Raw genomic sequence first — 21,407 nt, 5'->3', positions numbered from 1 at the left:
GCAGGCCCGCATCACTGGCGGGGCGACGCGGGCCTGCCCAGAGATTGCCTGTCCTCGACAAGCAACGCAGGCCCTGCCGTTCGTTGAAATCCGCGTTGGGAGTCAGATTCCGTCGGCACCGAAATCACAGGTGCTGACGAAGCAGACGGAACTTCCCCCCACGATCACGGTTTGGAGTCACGAGACCAACCAAGGAGATGCAGATGTCGAGCAAAATGCCGCCCGTGCCGCCTGAGAACCAGAGCCAGAAGGGTCGAGGAGAAGGGCGACAGATTAGCCACGATGATGCCCAGCACGGCACTCACGGAGCGCCGGATCCGGAGCGCCAAGGGCAGCAAGCCAACACCAAGGTCAACACCACTCATCAGGGCCGTCAGCAGGATCGGTGATCATGTCCACATCGAAGAAACACCCGAACACGATCCGGCAGGGCGGGCCAGGCGCATCGCACGAGAACGCCAGAAAACCCTTACAGATCAACAAGCCCCCGGCGGATGAAGACCGTCGATCCAAAAGCCGAGTTTCAGGGGGTGGCGGTGAAAAGGACAGTCATCATTCGCACAATCCAGCCAAGAAGGGTAGCAACAGTTGAACCCACGGCTTTGTGAATGATTGTGCTAAAGCGCGCCGCGTGTGCATGTCATTGTCTCACAACCGAGCCTTTTTTTGAGTGACATGCATTAGCCGGACCAGGGTGAGGATCAGCGAGTCGAGACGCCCGGAAAAACCGGAGGCCGTGGGCCCGCACCACTGGCGGAGCGATGCGGGCCCGGCCAAGGGTTACGGCCCTCGACCAGCAGCGAGGGGCTCGCTGCCGCATGCAGAACAAGCCCCGTAATTTCAGGTTCCGCTTATATACAAAAAAGCCGGCCACCTTTCGGCAGCCGGCCAGTTCCAACAGAACAAGGGAACGTGCACTGATGGGGCAGTGCAACGCCCGAAGTGTTTCGAGGCGACGATGTTCCACCGGAAATCCACAGATTCGCCGTTTCGATCTACATTGGCCGGATTGAAAGATCTTTGACGATCTCTCCCAAGTTCTCGCGGAGCCCGGTCCGACGTGTGGCGCCCTGTCTGCGCCTTGGCTCTCTATGCGGCCAGCAAGCTCATCCTTGAAGAATGCCCGCCGCGGCTGCCGCGCGCGTCAAACACCGGCGTGCAATTGGTCGAGCGCGCGGCAGACCGGGGACGCGTCAAGTCGAGCGTCGGTCGACGTAGGTGTAGACGCCGGCCCCAATGGCGACCGCGCCGACCGTGATCACGATCGATGGCGCGCCCATCAAACTGGCAAAGACCGCCCAGATGAGGGCGATGACGATAGCGCCGAGTGTTCCCAGGATCAGTCTCGGCATTGTCTACCCCTCCACGTTCGGGCCGCCTGTGGATGGTCGTCACCCACCGGTCATGCGAAACGCCGCATGAAAGCACAGTGTGGCCCATGAGGTGAAGGTCCGCGCCGGAATACTCCGGTGCGGAAAAGATGATGCCCGCGCCGCCAAAGCCCGGGTGTTCAATAGCCAAATGGCTGGACCGGCGCCTAGCGCCTCAGCGCGTGGACTTCCGCCATGCTTTCGCCGCCCATCGGCAGGGCCATGTCATCATCGAGCAGCCGGGTGATGCGGGCAAAGCCCGTAAACGCCTTCCTGGCTGCTTCGGCCGACATTCTGCCCGACAGGGCCGCGGAGCAGCAATTCACGGCGCACTGATACACAGGCCCACGCCGTCCCAATGGCCATTTCTGCAAAAAGACCATCGCTTCGGCAACGCTATCGACTTCCTCGACGGGGTGTCCCTGCCCGCGCGCAATGCGCACGGGCGTAAAGAAATGCAAGCGGTCCATTTTGTTCTCTCCCTGGTCGGCCGCAGCGCGAACCAACCCTACTAAATTCGCGGATGGCGCGTTTGTTCCGCTTATTGCAAAAAAATCTGCGCTGGTGGGCTTGGGTTGCCGACGCCCGCTTTTGTCCGGAACGTTAGGCCGGCTGATGCATTTCGCTCTCGTGATTGCCTTGAGGGACACGTTCAAACCATGCGCATAGCCCATGTCGCCCCTTTGCACGAATCGGTGCCACCCCTTCTCTATGGCGGCACCGAGCGCATCGTTTCCTATCTGACCGAAGGGCTGGTCGAACTCGGCCATGAGGTGACGCTGTTCGCCAGCGGCGACAGCCGGACGTCGGCCAGACTGATACCAGGTCGCGAACGCGCGCTACGCCTCGATCCGCGCCCGCTGAAATCGGACACGGCGGCGCATCTTGCGATGCTTGCCGATGTGAGGAACCGAGCCCACGACTTTGATATCATTCATTTTCACCTCAGCCATCTCCTGCATTTCTCGTTCTTCGAGACCATGCCGGACAAGACGGTGACGACGCCTCATGGCCGGCTCGATTATGTCGATCTGGCGCCAGCCTATGAGCGTTTTCCGCGCTTTCCGCTGATCTCGATCTCGCATAGCCAGAAGACCGGGCTTGCGAATGCCAATTGGCTGGCCACCATCCATCACGGGCTGCCGACGGGTCTCTATCAGCCGACCTTCGAGACGGCGGCAGGCGAACCATACCTCGCCTTTCTCGGCCGGCTTTCGCGCGACAAGCGGCCGGACCGGGCCATCGACATCGCCTTGCGCTCGGGCATGAAACTCAAGCTGGCGGCCAAGATCGGCGACGATGATCGCGCCTATTTCCATGAGACGATCGAGCCGTTGATCGATGGCGACCGCATCGACTATGTCGGCGAGATCGCCGAGAGTGAGAAGACTGAATTCCTCGGCAATGCCGCTGGTCTGCTGTTTCCGATAGACTGGCCCGAGCCGTTCGGCCTTGCCGCGATCGAGGCGATGGCGTGCGGTACGCCAACCATCGGCTGGAACTGCGGTGCGTTGCCGGAAGTCATCGACCATGGCGTTACCGGATTTGTCGTCGATTCTCTCGACGCCGCGGTCGCCGCGGTGCCGGCCTTGCTGCAACTCGACCGGCGAAAGGTGCGCGCCGTCTTCGAAAGTCGGTTCTCCGCCAACAGGATGGCGCGCGACTATCTCACTGCCTATGCGCGTCTCATCGGCGCCCCGGCTGAATCGAAAGCGTCGTGAACGACGGCGGACGTTCCGAGCCCGAAACAGAGATTTGTGACTGATGACCGAACTTGACGAGCGCAAGCTCGACCCTGCCGTGGCCCTTGCCTCCCTGGACGAAACCGCGCCGCGCGAGCCGCACCGGCTGTTTGCCCTAAAGCAAGGCGACTGTTTTGCCGTGGCCGATGCCTACGGCGATATCAGGGGTGCGGGCGACGGTTTCTTCCGTGACGACACCCGGGTGCTGTCGGAGTTCAGGCTCACCGTCGGCGGCCGGCAGACATCGCTGCTCGGCGCCTCCCTCAGCCAGGACAATGTGCTGTTCACCAGCAATATGACCAATTTGCCGATGCAAAGCGTCGGTGGCCGCGACATCCCGCAGGGCGCCATCCATATCGAGCGCGTCAGGCTGTTGTGGCAGGACCGGCTGTTCGAGCGCATCACCCTTTCCAACTACAGCCAGGAGCATTCGGCAATCCGCGTCTCGCTGCATTTTGCCGCCGATTTCCGGGACATGTTCGAGGTCCGCGGTTCGACCCGGCCGAAGCGCGGAATGGCGCATGCAGCGGAGATCGAGCCTGCCTCGGTGCTGCTGCGCTATGACGGACTGGACGGGCTGGCGCGGGTGTCGGCGATCTCGTTCTCGCAGCCGCCAGACCAGTTGAGCGCCGAGCGCGCGGATTTCCTCATCGCAGTGACCAAGCGCAGCAGCAAGATGCTTTACGTCGAGATCGGCGCGGAACTGACCGAAACGCCCGACCGCGACCGCTTCCGGGCGGCCGCGGCGCGCGCCCGTTTCGGCATGCGGGCCAAGCGCCGCCATGGCGCGACGGTGCACAGTTCGGGTCGCGTCTTCAACGATTGGGTCGAACGCGCCCGCGCGGATGTCGCCTTGCTGACCACCGAGTTGTCGACCGGCCCCTACCCCTATGCCGGCATCCCCTGGTTTTCGACGGCCTTCGGCCGTGACGGCGTCATCTCGGCGCTGCAGATGCTATGGCTCAACCCCGGCCTGGCGCGCGGCGTGCTTGCCTTCCTCGCCCAGCACCAGGCGACCGAGACATCGCCTTTCAGCGACTCGCAGCCCGGCAAGATCATGCACGAGACGCGCAAGGGCGAGATGGTGGCGCTGCAGGAACTGCCTTTCGGCCGCTACTATGGCGGCGTCGATACCACGCCGCTCTACATCCACCTCGCCTGCGCCTATGCCGAACGCACCGGCGACATGGACTTCATCGCCAGCCTGTGGCCGTCTCTCTGCGCCGCCGCCAAGTGGACGGAAGAGGCGAGCCGCGCAACCGGCTTCGTCACCTATCAGCGCGCTGCCGAATCCGGCCTTGCGAACCAGGGCTGGAAGGACAGCTTCGACTCCGTCTTCCACGCCGACGGGCGCATTCCCAAGGGGCCGATCGCGCTGGTCGAAGTGCAGGGTTATGTCTTCGCCGCCTTCAGGGGCCTTGCCGCTCTCGCCCGCCGCCGGGGCGAGTTCGCGCAGGCCGAGCACTGGGAAAATCGCGCCGAAGAGATGCGGATCGCCGTCGAGCGTGATTTCTGGCTGGACGATCTCGGCTTCTATGCGCTGGCGATCGACGGCGCCGGAGAGCCGTGCAAGGTGCGCACCTCGAATGCCGGACACCTGCTCTATGTCGGCCTGCCCGAACCGGCGCGGGCTAAGATGGTCGCCGACCAGTTGCTTTCGGCTTCCTTCCACTCCGGCTGGGGGGTGCGAACGCTTTCCGACGATGCTGTGCTGTTCAACCCGATGTCGTACCACAATGGTTCCATCTGGCCGCATGACACGGCGATGTGCGGCGCCGGCCTGGCGCGGTTCGGCGAGCGTGACAGCGTGGTGCGGCTGATGAGCGGTACGTTCGAATCGGCAGTGCATTTCAACATGCGACTGCCGGAACTGTTCTGCGGTTTCACCCGCTCGCCGGGCGAAGCGCCGATCGCCTACCCCGTCGCCTGCCTGCCGCAAGCGTGGTCGGCAGGCTCGGCCTTCATGCTGATGCAGGCGTGCCTCGGTCTGGAAATCGACGGCTGGAACGGCGAAATCCACGTCACTCGACCCCGTTTGCCGATCGGCATCGATACGCTGACGCTCAGGCATCTGGGTGTCGGCGAAAAGAGGGTCGATCTTACCTTCCAGCGCGTCGGCGACCGCGTCGTCGCCTTTCTCGCCGACCGCCATGAAGGGCTGGTTCCGCTGATCGTGCGGACATGATCTGAACGGGCTTCAACGGGAACCGAACCCAGGGTTTGTGCGTTGCGAAAAACACAGGTTCTCACGGGCGATCGTCGGCTGCGAACACTCAAATGGAACCATGAAGAAAAAGGCCCTGACGGCCAAAATTGAGTTGGAATTGGAATGACTGATTATGGCATGGCCCTGCTCTGGGTCTTGATCCTTGCAAGCCTTGGCCTTTCGATTCTAGCCGTTATGTTATCGATCTCCAGGCAACGTCGTAGCCATAGCTTGACGGTTGCACCGACTGCCGGCGAGGACGTCGCATCGGAAGCGACGCGCAAGGTCTTGCGGGAGTTCGAGAAGAACGGACAATCTCCCGACGCGGCGCTGGTGAACTGGTCGCCCGACACCTTGCGCAAGATACTTGCCGACGACCTGCCGGACGCGCAGGTCATCGTCGTCTCGAACCGAGAACCCTATATCCACAACATCAAGGACGACGGCGTCGAGCTTCTGGTGCCGGCCAGCGGCCTGGTGTCGGCGCTTGAGCCTATCACCCGCGCCTGCAGCGGCACCTGGATCGCCTATGGCGGCGGAACTGCGGATCGTCTGACGGTCGACAGCAACGATCGGGTTCAGGTGCCGCCGGACAATCCGTCCTATACGCTGCGCCGCGTGTGGCTGAGCGACGACGAATACCAGGGCTATTATCTCGGCTTTGCCAATGAAGGGCTTTGGCCGCTCTGCCATATCGCCTTCACACGGCCGGTCTTCCGTGCCTCGGACTGGGAGGCCTATGAGGCCGTCAACCGCAAATTCGCCGATATGGTGGTTGCCGAGGCGCGCAATGAGCGGCCGATCGTGCTGGTTCAGGATTACCATTTCGCGCTCCTGCCGCGCATGATCCGCGAGCGCCTGCCGGAGGCGATCATCATCACCTTCTGGCACATCCCGTGGCCGAACTCCGAAGTGTTCAGCATCTGCCCATGGCGCGAACGCGTTCTTGATGGACTGCTCGGGAGCTCGATCATCGGCTTTCACACCCAGTTTCATGCCAATAATTTCACTGAAAGCGTAGACAGGTTCCTGGAAAGCCGGATCGAGCGCGCCGACGCCGCGATCTCGTATGGCGGGCGGACGACACTGGTGCACGCCTATCCCATCTCCATCGAATGGCCGGCCGAACTCCTGGCCAAACTGCCACCGGTCGAGGAAAGCCGCGCCCGCCTGCGTGAGCGGTTCGGCCTGTCGGCGGACGTCAAGCTGTGCGTCGGCGTCGAGCGCCTGGACTACACCAAGGGCATCCTCGACCGCTTCCATGCGCTGGACGAATTGTTTACGCGCCACCCCGAGTGGATCGGCAAGGTAGTGTTCCTGCAGATTGCTGCCCCAAGCCGCGGCACGTTGCCGGCCTACCAGCAATTGCACGATGAATGCCTGCGTTATGCCAACGAGCTCAACCAGCGCTACGGTCATGACGGCTACAAGCCCGTGGTCATGGTGGCTGAACACCATTCGCAGCAACAGATCTATGAGATCTATCGCGCCGCCGACATCTGCATGGTCACCAGCCTGCATGACGGCATGAACCTCGTAGCCAAGGAATTCGTCGCCGCGCGTGACGACGAACAGGGCGTGCTGTTGCTCAGCACGTTTGCCGGCGCGTCGCGCGAACTGCTGGAAGCACTGATCGTCAATCCTTACGACGCGGCGATGATGAGCCAGGTGTTGCTGCAGGCGCTGACCATGTCACCGGACGAACAACGCGAGCGCATGCGCCCGATGCGGGAAATAGTGCGCGACAACAATGTCTTTCGCTGGGCCGGCAGCATGCTGCTCGATGCGGCGCGCCTGCGCAAACGCGGCGACCTCGAAAGAGCGACAAGTGTCGCCGAGCGGCCCGCAAACACCGACACCAACATCGTCTCGCTGTTCGACCGCATGCGGAAGGTGGCGTCATGAATAGCCTGTCGAAAGCACCGGGCCTGCCAACCGCACCCGACCTGCCGGAAGGACAATGGGCGCTTTTCCTCGACATCGACGGCACGTTGCTGGAGCACGCCGCGCACCCCGACGCCGTGTCCGTGAGCGACGAACTGCGCAACCTCCTCGGCGCCGTCGACAAACGGCTGCACGGCGCCGTCGCCTTTATCACCGGCCGCTCGGTCGAGGGCGCCGACCGCCTGTTTCATCCGTTGAAGCTGCGTGTTGCCGGTCTCTATGGGCTGGAACACCGGCTGACGCCGGACGGCCCGGTCGTTACCGCCGATGCTCCCGCCGATATAGCTGCCCTTGCCGACGCCATCGAAGCCGAACTGGATGACGGCCTTGTTCATATCGAGCGCAAGGGTCCGATCCTCGCCATCCATACGCGTGCGGCGCCGCATCTGCTGGCCAGGGCAACGCATCTTGTCGAACAGGCATTGACCGAGCTTCCCAAGGGCTATCGGGTTATCCCGGGCAACGCCGGCGTCGAACTCATGCCGCTCGAAGCAGCCAAGGGCGCTGCCGTGCGGCGTTTCATGGCAATCCCGCCCTTTGCCGGACGGCGGCCGGTCTTTCTCGGCGACGACACCGCCGACGAAAACGGTTTCGAGGCGATCAACGAGGCCGGCGGCATCTCGATCCGGGTCAAGCCGCGTGGGCCGACCGTGGCCCAATACAGGCTCGATGATGTCACCTGCGCGATAGCTTGGCTTGCCGCCAATTTCGACGCATCACCGGCCCTCAACCGCAAAGCGTCCTGATCGCTGCCGTCTGCGGGTCGAATCAAGATCGCCGCGATTGCGCCGACCTTCGCCAAAAGCCGATCGATAAGCGCTGTTCTCATTGAATATCTTTAAGGCCAAAGCCGGCAAATGGATTGCTTGCCGGTTCCCCTGCGTCAGGCATAACCTGCGCAGTCGACGCGTGAGGGCGCGTGCGGCATCAAGGGGAGGACATCGCAATGACCATACAAGGCGCATCACCCGATCTATACAATGAGGATTTGGCTCCGGCCAAAGTCCGAAACTGGGGGCCGTTCTCGATCTTCAACGTCTGGACGTCGGACGTCCACAGCCTCTGGGGCTACTATCTCGCCGCAAGCCTGTTCCTGTTTTGCGGCGGCTTCGTCAATTTCATCATCGCCATCGGCATCGGTTCGCTGATCATCTACGCGCTGATGAACATGGTCGGCTATGCCGGCGTGAAGACCGGCGTGCCCTACCCCGTGCTGGCGCGCGCGTCCTTCGGCATCTGGGGCGCCAACATTCCGGCCCTGGTGCGCGCCATCGTCGCCTGCTTCTGGTACGGCGCGCAGACGGCAGCGGCATCGGGCGCGATCGTGGCGTTGCTGATCCGCTCGCAATGGTTCGCTGATTTCAACGCCAACACGCATTTCCTCGGCCACACGGGTCTGGAAGTGATCTGTTTTGTGGTCATCTGGGCACTGCAATTGCTGATCATCCAGAACGGCATGGAAACGGTGCGCCGCTTCCAGGATTGGGCTGGACCGGCGGTGTGGGTGATGATGTTGATCCTGGCGATCTATCTCTGTGTAAAATCCGGGAGATTTGCCTTCACCAGCGACATCCCGATGGATGTGCTGCTCGACAAGACAAAGGATGCCGGCGTACCCGGAACCCCTGGCTCCTGGACGTCGCTGTTTGCGGTGGCGGCGATCTGGGTCACCTATTTCTCGGCGCTCTATCTCAATTTCTGCGATTTCGCCCGCTATGCCCCAGACAAGGCATCGCTGCGCAAGGGCAACATCTGGGGCCTGCCGATCAATCTCATCCTGTTCTCGCTGGTCGCCGGCGTGACCACCATCGCTGCCTTCGACGTGTATGGCGAAGTGCTTCTGCATCCCGACCAGATCTCGGCGAAATTCGACAGCTGGTTCCTGGCAGCGCTTGCAGCCCTGACTTTTGCCGTGGCGACGCTCGGCATCAATGTGGTGGCAAACTTCGTCTCGCCGGCCTTCGACTTCTCCAATGTCTTTCCCCGGCAGATCGACTTCAAGAAGGGCGGCTATATCGCAGCTGTGATCGCGCTGGTGCTCTATCCCTTCGCGCCGTGGGAAGGCAGTGCCGCGTCTTTCGTCAACGTCATCGGCGCGACGATGGGGCCGATCTTCGGGGTGATGATGGTCGACTACTATCTGATCCGGAAGGGCGAGGTCGACGTCGAGGCACTGTACCGCGAAGATGGCGAGTTCCGCTTCCAGGGCGGCTGGCACGTCAACGCCTTCATAGCAGCCGGCATCGGCGCCATCTTCTCCTCGGTCCTGCCGAACTTCACCAACCTGCTGCCGGCATGGTGGGGCGTTTATGGCTGGTTTTTCGGCGTCGGCATTGCAGGGGTCATCTACTACGTCCTTCGCACCGCCGCCCTTGGCGCAGGGGCCAGGACGGCGAAGGCGTGAAATGAGAGATAGGGAGTAGTCAGTAGTAGTAGTCAGTAGGGAATAGTATAACCCCTACTCCCTACTCCCTACTCCCTACTCCCTACTCCCTACTCCCTACTCCCTACTCCCTACTCCCTACTCCCTACTCCCTACTCCCTACCATCTCAGCCAACCTCCGCACCGTGTTCCAGTTGCGTGCGGTGCCGATGCCCATGCGCTTGTGGTTCATGGCAGCGAGCAGCCGCGAGCTTGGTCGCTGGCGCGAAAAGACGACCCAGATGTCACCGTCGACCGAAGCCACCTTCTCGTCCTCGGCGGCATAGGCCTGGAGCGCGGCCACACCATCCGCTGGTGCTGGCTCGCGCATCACCCGCACGGCCACCTGATCGCCTGCCTCGGCAGAGTCGGCCGGGAATGGGTTGCCGGCGGCAAGTTTCAGCCAATCCTCGGCAGTGCGCACGATGATGACGACATTGCGGCCGAAGGTTTTTTCGAAGGCCGTTTCCAACCGCTGTTCCAGCTTGGCGATGCCAGTCGCCCGTGTCTCGAAGACCAGATTGCCGGTCGCCACCAGGGTGCGCGGGTTCTTCAGCCCAAGCTGTTCAGCCATCGCCTTGAGGTCGGCCATGACGACCCGGCGGCCTTCGCCGAGGATAATGCTGTAGAGCAGCGCAACATAGGTCTGCATCAACTGCGAAACCTCACCGTGGCCCTACACCAGTCGCGACTGGTCCACCGCGGCCGAGATGAAGCTGGCGAACAGGGGATGCGGCTCAAGCGGCCGGCTCTTCAGCTCCGGATGGTACTGGACGCCGATGAACCAGGGATGGTCGGGGTATTCGACCGTTTCCGGCAGCACGCCGTCGGGCGACATGCCGGCAAACACCAGGCCGCAATCTTCGAGCCGCTCCTTGTAGTCGATATTGACCTCGTAGCGGTGGCGATGGCGCTCGGAAATCTGGGTGTCGCCATAGATGTCGGCGATCTTCGAACCCTCGGCGAGTTCAGCCTGATAGGCGCCAAGCCGCATGGTGCCGCCGAGATCGCCCGTTTCGCGGCGCTTCTCCAGCATGTTGCCTTTCAGCCATTCGGTCATCAGGCCGACGACCGGCTCGTCGGTCGGACCGAATTCGGTCGACGAGGCGTGTTCGACGCCGGCCAGCGAGCGCGCTGCCTCGATGCAGGCCATCTGCATGCCGAAGCAGATGCCGAAATACGGCACCTTGCGCTCGCGGGCGAATTTCGCCGCCAGGATCTTGCCTTCCGAGCCGCGCTCGCCGAAGCCGCCGGGCACCAGGATGCCATGCACCTTTTCCAGCCACGGCGTGGGGTCTTCCTTCTCGAAAATCTCGCTCTCGATCCAGTCGAGCTTGACCTTGACGCGGTTGGCCATGCCGCCATGCGACAAAGCCTCGATCAGCGATTTGTAGGCATCCTTGAGGCCGGTGTATTTGCCGACGATGGCAATCGTCACCTCGCCCTCCGGATTGTGGATGCGGTTGGACACGGCCTGCCAGGGCTCCATACGCGGCTTCGGAGCCGGATCGATACCGAAGGCGGCCAGCACTTCCGAATCGAGCCCTTCCCTGTGGTAAGCCATCGGCACGTCATAGATGTGGGGCACGTCGAGCGCCTGGATGACGGCGCTCTCGCGCACATTGCAGAACAGCGACAGTTTTCTGCGCTCTTCCTTGGGGATGGCGCGGTCGGCGCGGACCAGCAGGATATCGGGCGCGATGCCGATGCCGCGCAGTTCCTTGACCGAATGCTGGGTCGGCTTGGTCTTCAGCTCGCCGGCCGTGGGGATGTAAGGCATCAAGGTCAGGTGGACATAGACGGCGTTGTTGCGCGGCAGATCGTTGCCGAGCTGGCGGATCGCCTCGAGAAACGGCATCGCCTCGATATCGCCAACCGTGCCGCCGATCTCGCACAGCACGAAATCATAGTCGTCATTGCCGTCGAGCACGAAATTCTTGATCTCGTCGGTGACATGCGGAATGACCTGCACGGTGGCGCCGAGATAGTCACCGCGCCGTTCGCGCTCGATAATGTTCTTGTAGATGCGGCCGGTGGTGATGTTGTCCTGCTGGTTGGCCGAGCGGCCGGTGAAGCGCTCGTAATGGCCAAGATCGAGATCGGTCTCGGCGCCGTCATCGGTGACGAAAACCTCGCCATGCTGGTAAGGCGACATCGTTCCGGGATCGACATTGAGATAGGGATCGAGCTTTTTGATGCGTGCGCGATAGCCTCGCGCCTGCAAGAGAGCCCCAAGGGCCGCTGCAGCGATGCCTTTTCCAAGTGAGGAAACCACGCCGCCTGTGATGAATACATATCGCGCCATGGGAGTCATCGCTTAACGCGGCCGAATTGATTCCGCCAGAGAAAAAACCGCCGCTGAGGCTTTTTCCAGAGAAGGCGCGATAGTCCCGAGGTTCGAGACTGGTGTTTTGGTCAAAACAAAAGGGCCGGCAAAAGCCGGCCCTTTCGGCAGGTTTGTGAAAGCGTCAGATGATGACGACCTTGGTGCCGACCCTGACGCGGCTGTAGAGGTCCATGACGTGCTCGTTGATCATGCGGAAGCAGCCATTGGAGGCGCTGGTTCCGATCGACTGCGGCGCGATGGTGCCGTGGATGCGCAGATGCGTGTCCTTCTTGCCGTCGTAGAGATAGATGGCGCGGGCGCCGAGCGGGTTCTGGCCGCCGCCGGGCATGCCGTCCTTGTACTGGCCATAATGCTTGGGTTCGCGCTTCTGCATGTCGAGCGTCGGGATCCAGCGCGGCCATTCCTGCTTGTCGCCAACGGCAACCTTGCCCTTGAACTGCAGGCCTTCGCGGCCGACCGCGATCGCATAGCGGCGGGCGGTGAAAGCCGATTCGACGAGGTAGAGGCGGCGCGCGCTGGTATCGATGACGATCGTACCCGGCTCGTAGCCGCTGAATTCGACGTCCTGCGGCACGAATTCCGGCTTCACCTTGAACTGTTTCTTGGCTTGCCGCTTGGCGAGAGCCTGGTCGAGAGCGCGCGTCTCGGGGAGATAGGCAATCGACGAGGCAGAGGACGTGCCGCCGAACAGGCCGGCGAACAGCCCGCCACTCGTCGGCTTCTGGCCCGGGGCCTCGCTGCGCAATTCGCCATTGTTGCCGGTCAGCGCGATATTCATCGCTTCGGCCGGAAGCGGTTCAGCCGATTCGATCGGCTCGATCGGCGCGATCGGGTCAACCGGAGCGATGATCTTGGTGGTCTTCTTGCCTGGCTTGGCGTCGGCAACCACGACCGGCTTGCCCTTGCTTGCCAGGAACGCCTGGCGCTGGGCATCGGCCCTGGCTTTCGCCGCATCGCGCATCGCCAGCTTGCGGGCCTCGAGCGCCTTGACGCGGGCGAGATCCCTCTCGGCGGCGATCTTGTCTTCGAGCTTGCTGATCTGAGCCAGATCATCCGGGCTCGGGTTTTTCTTCTTCTTGAGAAGCTTCAGCTGCGTCGCATCGCTCTTGGCGGCGACGTTGATGACAGCGGTTTTGCCAACCGCCTGCGGTGAGGTCATTGCCGGAGTGCCGGCGAAGACCGCGGAGCTCATGCCGAATACGGCACAAAACCCCATGAAAATGAAGCTGCGAAGCTGCATGGCGAAGATCCGATCGTTCAATGCTTGTTGCCCACGGCGTCGCCCGGCGCCCCCCAAGGGCGCAGAAAGTGCCGCCGGCAATCTATAATCGAAGTGGCGTACGGGCCTCAAGCACGGGGTGCGGTCGAATCTTCGTGATCGTGTGCCATTTGCCGCGACTGTGTTGAAACAACAACAGATCGCGGCATCTGACGCTACCGACTACTGGTTCGGAACCTGCGGTGTCACCGGGAAGGTAACGCCATTGGTAGCCGGCGGCGCAGCCGAATCGGTTGCAGGTGGCGTCGCCGGAGATGGAGCCGTCGCCGGGGCCGTGGTGGCGGGCGGCGTGGTGGTGGCGCCGTTGGCCGCGGGCGCGGCCGGTGCGTTGTTGCCCGAAGGCGGCGTCGGCGCCGTCGTGCCGGGCAACTGATTGAGCACGCCGTTGCCGCTGTCGGCCGGCACGCGGTCGAGAATGTCGATCGGTTTTTCGCCATAGCGGGCAACGATCGAGAGTGTCAGCGACGTCACGAAGAAGGCCGCGGCCAGGATCGCCGTCGCCCGCGTCAGCGCATTGGCGGCGCCACGCGCGGTCATGAAACCGGAACCGCCGCCAATGCCGAGACCACCGCCTTCGGAGCGTTGCAGCAGCACCACGCCGACAAGGGCGAGCACGACCATGAGGTGGATGACGATCAGTACGGTTTCCATATTTTATCCTGGCAAGCCCTGCCGCTCCCTGGCGATCAGGGCCGGTGATTTGGAGGCGGCTCCATACAATGCTTTAACGGCATTTCCAAGCCCGTGGCCGGAATATGGGAAGCAATGCGCCCTTTGCAACGATTCCCGCCGAACTGCTGCGTTCATAAGTCGATGACGGAACTGGTCGGCAACGAGATTCCGGGGCCTACGCGATATTCTGGTATGCCTCGGCGATGGCGAGAAAGTCGGACGCCTTCAAGCTGGCGCCGCCAACCAGCGCGCCATCGACGTTTTTGACGCCCAGCAGTTCGACCGCGTTGGACGCCTTGACCGAGCCGCCATAGAGGATGCGCATCTTGCCGGCCACGGCTGCGCCGAGCGCTTCCGCCAGTTTTTGGCGGATATGCGCGTGCGCCTCCGCCACGTCTTCGGCGGTCGGCGTCAGGCCGGTGCCGATAGCCCATACCGGCTCGTAGGCGATAACGGTGTTGGCGGGCGTTGCGCTCGGTGGCACCGAGCCGGCGATCTGGCGCGACAACACGTCGAGTGCTGTGCCCGCTTCGCGCTCCGCCTTGGTCTCGCCGATGCAGATAATGGCGACGAGCCCTGCCCGCCACGCCGCCGAGGCCTTGGCGAGGACGATGGCATCGTCCTCGCTGCGCTGTTCGCGGCACTCGGAATGGCCGACAATGACGTGGCTGGCGCCCGCATCCTTCAGCATCTCGGCTGAGACACAGCCGGTGAAGGCGCCGCTTTCCTTGATGTGGCAGTCCTCGCCACCGGCCCGCACCGGCGTGCGCGACAGGATTTCGACGGCGCGCGACAGCAAGGTCGCCGGTACGCAGACCAATGCTTCGGTCTCGGCGTCGAGCCCGCTCATGAAGCCGTTGCCGATCATCCTGAGCTCGTTCAGCGAAGCGCTGGTGCCGTTCATTTTCCAGTTGCCGGCAACGAGCGGTCGAATTCCTGGCGTCATGGGGATCTGGTTCTCCGGGCGACATTGGGGTCTCGCCCTCCCTATCAAAATCAGGCCACAAAGCAATCGACAGTGAGCCGGAAGGGCGCTATTGCGCTTGTTTCAGACTCGGGCGCACGCAAAACTGCGCAAAAATCGGAAGTAACAATGCTTGGTATATTGAGAAGCGCGGCAGGGACCTGGGTCGCGAAAGCCCTGCTGTCGCTGCTGGTGTTGAGTTTCCTTGCCTGGGGCGTCACCACGCGGATGACGGGCGGCTTCCTGGCTGGCCATCATGCGGTGATCACCGCCGGCAGCACCACCGTGTCGATCACCGAGTACCGCCTCGCCTATGATCGCCAGATCGCCATGCTGCAGCAGCAGATCGGCCAGCGCATCAGCCGCGACCAGGCCAAGGCCTATGGCATCGACAACCAGGTGCTGGCTCAGTTGGTGTCCGGCGCCGTCCTCGACGAACAGGCGCGCAAGCTCGGGCTTGGCTTCTCCAAGGACAGGCTGGCCGAACTGACGCGGCAGGAACCCGCCTTCCAGGGCCCGAATGGCCAGTTCGACCGCCGGCTGTTCGAATCCCGGCTGCGCGAACTGGGAATGCGGCCGGAGGATTATCTGAAGAACCGGGCTCAGGTGGCGGTGCGCCAGCAGATCGTCGAAGCGGTTTCGGACGGGCTCAAGGCTCCGGATACCTTCTTCAAGGCAGTTGCGCTCTATCGCGGCGAAGACCGCACCATCGACTATCTGATCTTGCCAAAGGCGTTGGTGGAGCCGATCGAGGCGCCATCCGACAGCGTGCTTCAGGCTTATTTCGAGGCCAACAAGAAAACCTACGCGGCGCCAGAATACCGCAAATTCTCCTATGTCCGGCTCGAGCCCGAAGACATCATGGATGTCAGCGCCGTAACGGACCAGCAGGTCAGCGACGACTACAACAAGAACAAGGGCCGCTACACCACGCCGGAAATGCGCACCATCGAACAGCTGGTGTTTCCTTCCGCGGACGCCGCCAAGGCGGCATCCGATTCGCTGAAGACGGGCGCCACTTTCGACAAGATCGTCACCGCGCAGGGCAAGACCCCGGCCGACACGCTGCTCGGCACGCTCTCCAAGGATAAGATCACCGACAAGGCGGTCGCCGATGCCGCATTCGCGCTTGCCGTCAACGAAGTCAGCCCGGTCGTCCAGGGCGCGTTCGGTCCGGTGCTTTTGCGCGTCACCGAGATCAAACCGGAAACGGTGAAGCCGCTGGCGGAAGTGTCAGACCAGATCCGAAAGGATCTGGCGCTCGGCGAAGCAAGCCGCATCCTGCTCGACGTGCACGACAACTACGAAGACACCCGCGCCGCCGGCAGCACGCTGGCCGAAGCCGCCGCCAAACTGAAGCTCAAGGACGTCACCGTCGAGGCCATAGACCGCACCGGCCTCAAGCCGGACGGCACCATCATCAAGGACCTGCCGGCATCGCCGGACCTGATCAAGGCGGTGTTCGAGGCCGAGCCCAACACCGAGAATCAAGCCCTGACCACGCCTAACAACGGCTTCGTGTTCTATGAACTGACATCGATCACGCCGGCTCGCGACCGCACGCTGGACGAAGTCCGCCAGCGCGTGGTGGCGGACTGGACGACAGAGGAAACGACCAAGCGGCTGACCGCGAAAGCAGACGAACTCGACAAGCGCCTCAAGGCTGGCACCACACTCGACGTCATCGCCGGCGAACTGAAGCTTGAAAAGCAGACCAAGCGCGGCGTGAAGCGCGAGGCCGACGATGTCGATTTCGGCAAGGAGGGTGCTGCTGCGATGTTCGGGGTCGGCGAAGGCGGCACCGGGCTGATCCCCTCGCCCACCGGCGACGGCCAGATCCTGTTCAAGGTCGCCGAAGTGTTCGAGCCGGCCGGAGCCGACGCCAGCTCGGTACCCGACGATGCGCAAAAATCCTTCACGCAAGGCATGTCCGACGATCTGCTCGACCAGTTGGTGGCGCAGTTGCAGACGCAGTACGCCGTCAGCGTCGACCAGGCCGCCGTTTCCCAAGCCCTCGCCCAATGAATGGCCTTAGCCCAATGAACGTCTTGGCCCAATGAGCGCCCTGAAGACCCATATCGCCAAGGTCGCCACGGGAACCGGGCTTACCTTCGAGGAAGCGCGCGAAGCTTTCGACATCATCATGTCTGGCGACGCGACGCCGGGCCAGATCGGCGGCTTCCTGATGGCGTTGCGCGTGCGCGGGGAGACCGTGAGCGAGATTTCCGGCGCCGTCGCCACCATGCGTGCCAAGATGCTGCGCGTCGAAGCTCCTGAAGGCGCCATCGACATTGTCGGCACGGGCGGCGACAATTCGCATTCAGTCAACATCTCGACCGCTTCGGCCTTCGTCATTGCCGGCTGCGGCGTGCCGGTCGCCAAGCACGGCAATCGCGGCCTGTCGTCGCTGACGGGCGCTGCCGATGTGCTGGTCGCGCTCGGCGTCAAGATCGATATCCTGCCAGAGGTGATCGGCCGCTGCATCCAGGAGGCCGGCGTCGGCTTCATGTTCGCGCCGGCGCACCACCCTGCGATGAAGCATGTCGGCCCGACCCGCGTCGAGCTCGGCACGCGTACCATCTTCAACCTGCTCGGACCGCTGTCCAATCCGGCTGGCGTCAGCAGGCAGATGGTCGGCGTGTTCCTGCCGGAATGGATCGTGCCGGTGGCCGAGACATTGAAGGCGTTGGGCACCGAGCATGCCTGGGTGGTCCATGGGGATGGCTATGACGAAATCACCACCACCGGCGAAACGCAGGTGGCGGAACTGGCCGGCGGCGAGATCCGCCATTTCAGGCTCACCCCGGAAGCCGTCGGCCTGCAGCGCCACACCAAGGACGAGTTGCGCGGCGGCGACGCCGCCTACAATGCCACGGCGTTGCGCGACATGCTGAGAGGTGCTGCCGGGGCCTATCGCGATACGGTGCTGATGAACGCCGGCGCCGGCATGGTGGTGGCCGGCAAGGCGACGACGCTTGCCGACGGCATGGCCGCGGCCACACAGGCCATCGACAGCGGCCGGGCGCTGGGCGTGCTCGACAGGCTGGTCGAGATTTCGAACGGATGAGCCGTGGCTGACATTCTGCGCAAGATCGAGGCCTACAAGCGCGACGAGATCGCGGCGGCGAAGGCGCGGATACCGTTGGCCGAGATCAAGGCGCGAGCCAAGGATGCCGACGCACCGCGTGGCTTTCGGAGGGCGCTTGAGGCGAAGCGCAGATCGGGCAGCTTCGGCCTGATCGCCGAGATCAAAAAGGCAAGCCCATCCAAAGGCTTGATCCGTGCCGATTTCGACCCGCCCGCACTGGCGCAGGCCTATGAGAAAGGCGGTGCCGCCTGTCTTTCGGTGCTGACCGATGCGCCATCCTTCCAGGGCGCGCCGGAATTTCTCACCAATGCACGGAAGGCAGTGTCCCTGCCCGCGCTGCGCAAGGATTTCCTGTTCGACCCTTACCAGGTCTACGAGGCTCGCGCATGGGGCGCCGATGCCATCCTGATCATCATGGCCAGCGTCGATGATGCCTTGGCGAGCGAATTGGAAGCGACCGCGTTCGAACTCGGCATGGACGCGCTGATCGAGGTGCATGACGAGGCCGAGACGCAGCGCGCGGTAAAACTCTCGTCGCAGCTGATCGGCATCAACAACCGCAATCTCAGAACATTCGAGACCAGCCTCGAGACCTCGGAACGGCTGGCATCGATGGTGCCGGGCGGCCGATTGCTGGTCAGCGAGAGCGGAATTTTCACCCACGACGATTGCTTCAGGATGCAAAAGACCGGCATCAGCACCTTCCTCGTCGGCGAGAGCCTGATGCGGCAAGAGGATGTCGCTGCGGCAACGCGGCTGCTTTTGACAGGCAAGGCGAAAGCAGAGGCCATCTGAGGATGGCAGCCGCCCTCACCCATCTCGGCGCCAAGGGCGAGGCCAACATGGTCGATGTCGGCGAGAAGGCGGAGACGACGCGCACGGCGGTCGCCGAGGGCTTTGTCTCGATGCGGGCCGAAACCCTGAAGATGATCCTCGACGGCGACGCCAAGAAGGGCGATGTGCTGGGTACCGCGCGCATTGCCGGCATCATGGCTGCCAAGAAGACGCATGAGCTGATCCCACTCTGCCATCCGCTGCTTTTGACCAAGGTGTCGGTCGACATCGAACCGGACACCACGCTGCCCGGCCTCAGGGTCACCGCGCTCGCCCGCGTCACCGGCAAGACCGGGGTCGAGATGGAGGCGCTGACCGCGGCATCTGTCGCGTGCCTGACCATTTACGACATGGCCAAGGCGGTCGACCGCGCCATGGTGATTTCCGGTATAAAGCTGGTGGAAAAGACCGGCGGCAAGTCCGGCGACTACAAGGCGGGTTCGTAAATGGCGCTGGTTCCGGTCGCCGAGGCGCTTCAACGCCTACTCGACGGCGCTGTGGCGTTGCCCGGTGAAAGCGTCGCGCTGGCGGATTCGGCCGGCCGGGTGCTGGCGGAGCCGGTCGTGGCGCTGCGTACCCAGCCGCCTTTCAATGCATCTGCCATGGACGGCTATGCCGCACGGGCGCGGGATGTGGCGACCCTCCCGGCGAGGCTTTCGGTGATCGGCAAGGCGCCTGCAGGGCGAGGCTTTGACGGCGCTGTAGGTAAGGCGGAAGCTGTGCGCATCTTCACCGGCGCGCCGCTGCCGGAAGGCGCAGACACCATCGTCATCCAGGAGAATGTCCGCGATCTCGGCGGTGGCCGGATCGAGGTCACCGAACCGACGGCGAAGAACCGTAACATCCGCCGCCTTGGACTGGATTTTGCCCAAGGCGACGTGCTGCTGGAGAAAGGCCGCGTGCTCGATCCGGCTGCATTGTCGCTGGCGGCGTCGGCCAATCATCCCCGGTTGAACGTGGTGCAACGGCCGCTGGTCGCCATCATCGCCACCGGCGACGAATTGCTGCCACCGGGTAGCGAACCTGGCCCCGACCAGATCATCTCGTCCAACGCCTATGGCGTCGCTGCTGTGGCGCAGTCGGTCGGCGCTCGCGCGCTCGATCTCGGTATAGCGGCCGATCGCAAGGAAGCGATCGCGGCGCTGGTGAAAAAGGCGGTCGATGCGAAAGCCGACGTCATCGTCACGCTCGGCGGCGCCTCGGTCGGCGACCATGATCTCGTCCATGACGTGCTGACCGGCGAAGGCATGAACCTCGACTTCTGGAAGCTCGCCATGCGCCCGGGCAAGCCGCTGATGTTCGGGCGGCTGGGCGATATCAGGTGCATCGGCCTGCCCGGCAATCCGGTGGCGAGCCTGGTCTGCTCGCAATTGTTCCTGAAGCCGCTGTTGGCGCAGCTCGGCGGCCGTCCCCACCGGCAGGACATCCGCCAGGCTCAGCTTGGCGCCGCGATGCCGGCCAATGATCTAAGGCAAGACTATGTGCGCGCCGTGGTCCGGGAAGAAGCCGGCGCATTGGTGGCGACGCCGTTCGGCATCCAGGATTCCTCGATGCTGAGAATGCTGGCCGACGCCACCGGCCTGATCGTGCGCGAGCCCTTCGCTCCGGCGGCAGAAGCAGGCGCTGCTTGCAGCGTTCTGATGTTGCGCTGAAGGTCGCGGATCCAAGCCGTTAATTCCAGGAGATAAGACTGGTTGTTACTCCGCCAGCAATGTCCGCGTCAGCGGATGTGTCGGATCGGCAAGCCCGTCGACGATGCTGAAATGATGCCGGTCCGGCTCGACCACTGTGCTGGTCGTGGCGCCGAGGCCGATCCAGATGTTGGCAAGCAGCGCATTCTGGCGCAGGAACTCCGCCCGCTCGCCGCCGCCGGCCCAGCAGGTGATGCGCGCGCCCTGCATGGGGCGCAGCAGAACCGGGCTTTCGGCCAGTGCTTCCGCTTCATCGATGGCCAGTGTCGCGTTCATCCCCGTCCGCATGATCGGCCGCAGATCATGAACCCCGGAGATCGAGACGACATTGCGTATGCGGCCGGCCACATCGGCGGCCAGAGGCGTCGTTGTCGTCACCATCCTGGAGGCGAGATGGCCGCCGGCGGAATGCCCGGTCAGGATCACCGGCCCGCCGACCATCGTCGCCGCCTTGCCGATCGCCGCCGCGATTTCCCTGACGATGCCGGAAATGCGTATGTCGGGACAAAGCGTGTAAGTCGGCATTGCCACGGCAAAGCCATTGGCAACCGCGCCGTTGGCCAGATGCGACCATGGCTTGTTGTCGAACGCCTTCCAGTAACCGCCATGGATGAAGACGACGAGCCCTTTGGGCATGACATCGGGAAGGAACAGATCGAGCCTGTTGCGCGGGCTGTCGCCATAGGCGATGTCGAGCTTGGCCCGACCGGACGCCGACATTGTGTCGCGAAAAGCCTGTGCCGGTGTGTCCCATGCGGCCGGCCAGCGATTGCTGCCGGCAATGTTGTCGCCGTTGGCGTAGGCATTGTCCCAATCGGCAACACGATGTTCGAGCATCTGCATCCCTC

20 protein-coding genes are annotated in these 21,407 nt (G+C 63.1%); 12 read left to right on the top strand and 8 right to left on the bottom strand.

Annotation, left to right across the window (positions count from 1 at the left end):
- Window positions 1-203 precede the first annotated feature (203 nt).
- Both NKJ78_RS04095 and NKJ78_RS04090 read left to right on the top strand, forming a co-directional pair.
- The gene (locus tag NKJ78_RS04095) at window positions 204-389 is read left to right on the top strand and encodes a hypothetical protein (protein WP_023682450.1); all 186 of its coding nucleotides are present in this window, start codon (window positions 204-206) and stop codon (window positions 387-389) included.
- A gap of 2 nt (window positions 390-391) precedes the next feature.
- On the top strand, window positions 392-592 hold the full coding sequence (locus NKJ78_RS04090) for a hypothetical protein (RefSeq protein WP_081726098.1): 201 nt from the start codon (window positions 392-394) through the stop codon (window positions 590-592).
- A gap of 601 nt (window positions 593-1,193) precedes the next feature.
- Here the strand turns inward: NKJ78_RS04090 and NKJ78_RS04085 are convergent.
- A complete protein-coding gene (locus NKJ78_RS04085) occupies window positions 1,194-1,352 on the bottom strand; it encodes a hypothetical protein (protein WP_023672685.1) in 159 nt (52 codons plus the stop codon).
- 185 nt (window positions 1,353-1,537) lie between these two features.
- Window positions 1,538-2,044 (bottom strand): DUF982 domain-containing protein, encoded by a 507-nt coding sequence (locus NKJ78_RS30785; protein WP_373432840.1) that lies wholly within the window; start codon window positions 2,042-2,044, stop codon window positions 1,538-1,540.
- Between NKJ78_RS30785 and NKJ78_RS04075 the strand changes: the two genes are divergently transcribed.
- The 5 genes from NKJ78_RS04075 (at window position 2,030) to NKJ78_RS04055 (ending at window position 9,666) form a co-directional block, all read left to right on the top strand.
- Entirely contained in the window at window positions 2,030-3,091 is a 1,062-nt protein-coding gene (locus tag NKJ78_RS04075; RefSeq protein WP_023738733.1) for a glycosyltransferase family 4 protein, read from the top strand. The two genes, NKJ78_RS30785 and NKJ78_RS04075, sit on opposite strands and share 15 nt — an antisense overlap.
- Window positions 3,092-3,134: 43 nt before the next feature.
- A complete protein-coding gene (locus NKJ78_RS04070) occupies window positions 3,135-5,297 on the top strand; it encodes an amylo-alpha-1,6-glucosidase (RefSeq protein WP_023738732.1) in 2,163 nt (720 codons plus the stop codon).
- Window positions 5,298-5,441: 144 nt separating this feature from the next.
- On the top strand, window positions 5,442-7,223 hold the full coding sequence (locus NKJ78_RS04065) for an alpha,alpha-trehalose-phosphate synthase (UDP-forming) (RefSeq protein WP_352459331.1): 1,782 nt from the start codon (window positions 5,442-5,444) through the stop codon (window positions 7,221-7,223).
- Window positions 7,220-8,008, top strand: a complete 789-nt coding sequence (gene otsB / locus NKJ78_RS04060; RefSeq protein WP_031253400.1) for a trehalose-phosphatase — start codon at window positions 7,220-7,222, stop codon at window positions 8,006-8,008. The genes NKJ78_RS04065 and otsB overlap by 4 nt, the downstream gene beginning before the upstream one ends.
- Before the next feature lie 200 nt (window positions 8,009-8,208).
- A complete protein-coding gene (locus NKJ78_RS04055; protein WP_023688556.1) occupies window positions 8,209-9,666 on the top strand; it encodes an NCS1 family nucleobase:cation symporter-1 in 1,458 nt (485 codons plus the stop codon).
- A gap of 124 nt (window positions 9,667-9,790) precedes the next feature.
- Here NKJ78_RS04055 and NKJ78_RS04050 read toward each other — a convergent pair whose 3' ends face one another.
- From NKJ78_RS04050 to tpiA, 5 genes are all read right to left on the bottom strand, one after another.
- A complete protein-coding gene (locus tag NKJ78_RS04050; RefSeq protein ID WP_023738729.1) occupies window positions 9,791-10,336 on the bottom strand; it encodes a DUF1697 domain-containing protein in 546 nt (181 codons plus the stop codon).
- 24 nt (window positions 10,337-10,360) lie between these two features.
- On the bottom strand, window positions 10,361-11,998 hold the full coding sequence (pyrG, locus tag NKJ78_RS04045) for a CTP synthase (RefSeq protein ID WP_084014310.1): 1,638 nt from the start codon (window positions 11,996-11,998) through the stop codon (window positions 10,361-10,363).
- 154 nt (window positions 11,999-12,152) lie between these two features.
- A complete protein-coding gene (locus tag NKJ78_RS04040) occupies window positions 12,153-13,271 on the bottom strand; it encodes a L,D-transpeptidase (protein ID WP_023738727.1) in 1,119 nt (372 codons plus the stop codon).
- Window positions 13,272-13,472: 201 nt separating this feature from the next.
- Window positions 13,473-13,961: a preprotein translocase subunit SecG gene (gene secG / locus NKJ78_RS04035; protein ID WP_023738726.1), complete on the bottom strand. Its 489-nt coding sequence runs from the start codon at window positions 13,959-13,961 to the stop codon at window positions 13,473-13,475.
- Between the two features lie 196 nt (window positions 13,962-14,157).
- Complete coding sequence (tpiA, locus tag NKJ78_RS04030) at window positions 14,158-14,928, bottom strand: triose-phosphate isomerase (protein WP_352459332.1); 771 nt, start codon at window positions 14,926-14,928, stop codon at window positions 14,158-14,160.
- A 147-nt stretch (window positions 14,929-15,075) separates the two neighbouring features.
- On the opposite strand from tpiA, the gene NKJ78_RS04025 reads away from it, so the two are divergent.
- Genes NKJ78_RS04025 through NKJ78_RS04005 form a run of 5 tightly spaced genes read left to right on the top strand, consistent with a single transcriptional unit; the run spans window position 15,076 to window position 20,520 of the window.
- Window positions 15,076-16,971 (top strand): peptidylprolyl isomerase, encoded by a 1,896-nt coding sequence (locus tag NKJ78_RS04025; RefSeq protein ID WP_023688560.1) that lies wholly within the window; start codon window positions 15,076-15,078, stop codon window positions 16,969-16,971.
- Between the two features lie 31 nt (window positions 16,972-17,002).
- Window positions 17,003-18,013, top strand: a complete 1,011-nt coding sequence (gene trpD, locus NKJ78_RS04020) for an anthranilate phosphoribosyltransferase (protein WP_023706241.1) — start codon at window positions 17,003-17,005, stop codon at window positions 18,011-18,013.
- A gap of 3 nt (window positions 18,014-18,016) precedes the next feature.
- Entirely contained in the window at window positions 18,017-18,829 is an 813-nt protein-coding gene (gene trpC / locus NKJ78_RS04015; protein ID WP_023684711.1) for an indole-3-glycerol phosphate synthase TrpC, read from the top strand.
- A 2-nt stretch (window positions 18,830-18,831) separates the two neighbouring features.
- Complete coding sequence (moaC, locus tag NKJ78_RS04010; RefSeq protein WP_023684710.1) at window positions 18,832-19,314, top strand: cyclic pyranopterin monophosphate synthase MoaC; 483 nt, start codon at window positions 18,832-18,834, stop codon at window positions 19,312-19,314.
- Window positions 19,315-20,520, top strand: a complete 1,206-nt coding sequence (locus NKJ78_RS04005) for a molybdopterin molybdotransferase MoeA (protein ID WP_023693454.1) — start codon at window positions 19,315-19,317, stop codon at window positions 20,518-20,520.
- A gap of 45 nt (window positions 20,521-20,565) precedes the next feature.
- Here the strand turns inward: NKJ78_RS04005 and NKJ78_RS04000 are convergent, their stop codons facing one another.
- Entirely contained in the window at window positions 20,566-21,396 is an 831-nt protein-coding gene (locus NKJ78_RS04000) for a hormone-sensitive lipase (RefSeq protein ID WP_023693453.1), read from the bottom strand.
- Window positions 21,397-21,407: the final 11 nt, after the last annotated feature.

The sequence above is a fragment of the Mesorhizobium sp. M0037 genome (assembly GCF_040323635.1).
Lineage (GTDB): Bacteria > Pseudomonadota > Alphaproteobacteria > Rhizobiales > Rhizobiaceae > Mesorhizobium.
Note: the sequence above shows the minus strand (reverse complement) of the source record. Positions and strands in the feature narration are given on the sequence as shown.

Bases quoted from the DNA above. Each gene is read 5' to 3' on its own strand.
- NKJ78_RS04040 (WP_023738727.1), bottom strand. From the start codon at position 13,271: ATGCAGCTTCGCAGCTTCATTTTCATGGGGTTTTGTGCCGTATTCGGC.
- NKJ78_RS04090 (WP_081726098.1), top strand. From the start codon at position 392: ATGTCCACATCGAAGAAACACCCGAACACGATCCGGCAGGGCGGGCCA.
- secG (WP_023738726.1), bottom strand. From the start codon at position 13,961: ATGGAAACCGTACTGATCGTCATCCACCTCATGGTCGTGCTCGCCCTT.
- pyrG (WP_084014310.1), bottom strand. From the start codon at position 11,998: ATGACTCCCATGGCGCGATATGTATTCATCACAGGCGGCGTGGTTTCC.
- otsB (WP_031253400.1), top strand. From the start codon at position 7,220: ATGAATAGCCTGTCGAAAGCACCGGGCCTGCCAACCGCACCCGACCTG.
- tpiA (WP_352459332.1), bottom strand. From the start codon at position 14,928: ATGACGCCAGGAATTCGACCGCTCGTTGCCGGCAACTGGAAAATGAAC.
- NKJ78_RS04070 (WP_023738732.1), top strand. From the start codon at position 3,135: ATGACCGAACTTGACGAGCGCAAGCTCGACCCTGCCGTGGCCCTTGCC.
- moaC (WP_023684710.1), top strand. From the start codon at position 18,832: ATGGCAGCCGCCCTCACCCATCTCGGCGCCAAGGGCGAGGCCAACATG.
- NKJ78_RS04025 (WP_023688560.1), top strand. From the start codon at position 15,076: ATGCTTGGTATATTGAGAAGCGCGGCAGGGACCTGGGTCGCGAAAGCC.
- NKJ78_RS04065 (WP_352459331.1), top strand. From the start codon at position 5,442: ATGACTGATTATGGCATGGCCCTGCTCTGGGTCTTGATCCTTGCAAGC.
- NKJ78_RS04075 (WP_023738733.1), top strand. From the start codon at position 2,030: ATGCGCATAGCCCATGTCGCCCCTTTGCACGAATCGGTGCCACCCCTT.
- NKJ78_RS30785 (WP_373432840.1), bottom strand. From the start codon at position 2,044: ATGGGCTATGCGCATGGTTTGAACGTGTCCCTCAAGGCAATCACGAGA.
- NKJ78_RS04055 (WP_023688556.1), top strand. From the start codon at position 8,209: ATGACCATACAAGGCGCATCACCCGATCTATACAATGAGGATTTGGCT.
- NKJ78_RS04050 (WP_023738729.1), bottom strand. From the start codon at position 10,336: ATGCAGACCTATGTTGCGCTGCTCTACAGCATTATCCTCGGCGAAGGC.
- NKJ78_RS04000 (WP_023693453.1), bottom strand. From the start codon at position 21,396: ATGCTCGAACATCGTGTTGCCGATTGGGACAATGCCTACGCCAACGGC.
- NKJ78_RS04095 (WP_023682450.1), top strand. From the start codon at position 204: ATGTCGAGCAAAATGCCGCCCGTGCCGCCTGAGAACCAGAGCCAGAAG.
- trpD (WP_023706241.1), top strand. From the start codon at position 17,003: ATGAGCGCCCTGAAGACCCATATCGCCAAGGTCGCCACGGGAACCGGG.
- NKJ78_RS04085 (WP_023672685.1), bottom strand. From the start codon at position 1,352: ATGCCGAGACTGATCCTGGGAACACTCGGCGCTATCGTCATCGCCCTC.
- NKJ78_RS04005 (WP_023693454.1), top strand. From the start codon at position 19,315: ATGGCGCTGGTTCCGGTCGCCGAGGCGCTTCAACGCCTACTCGACGGC.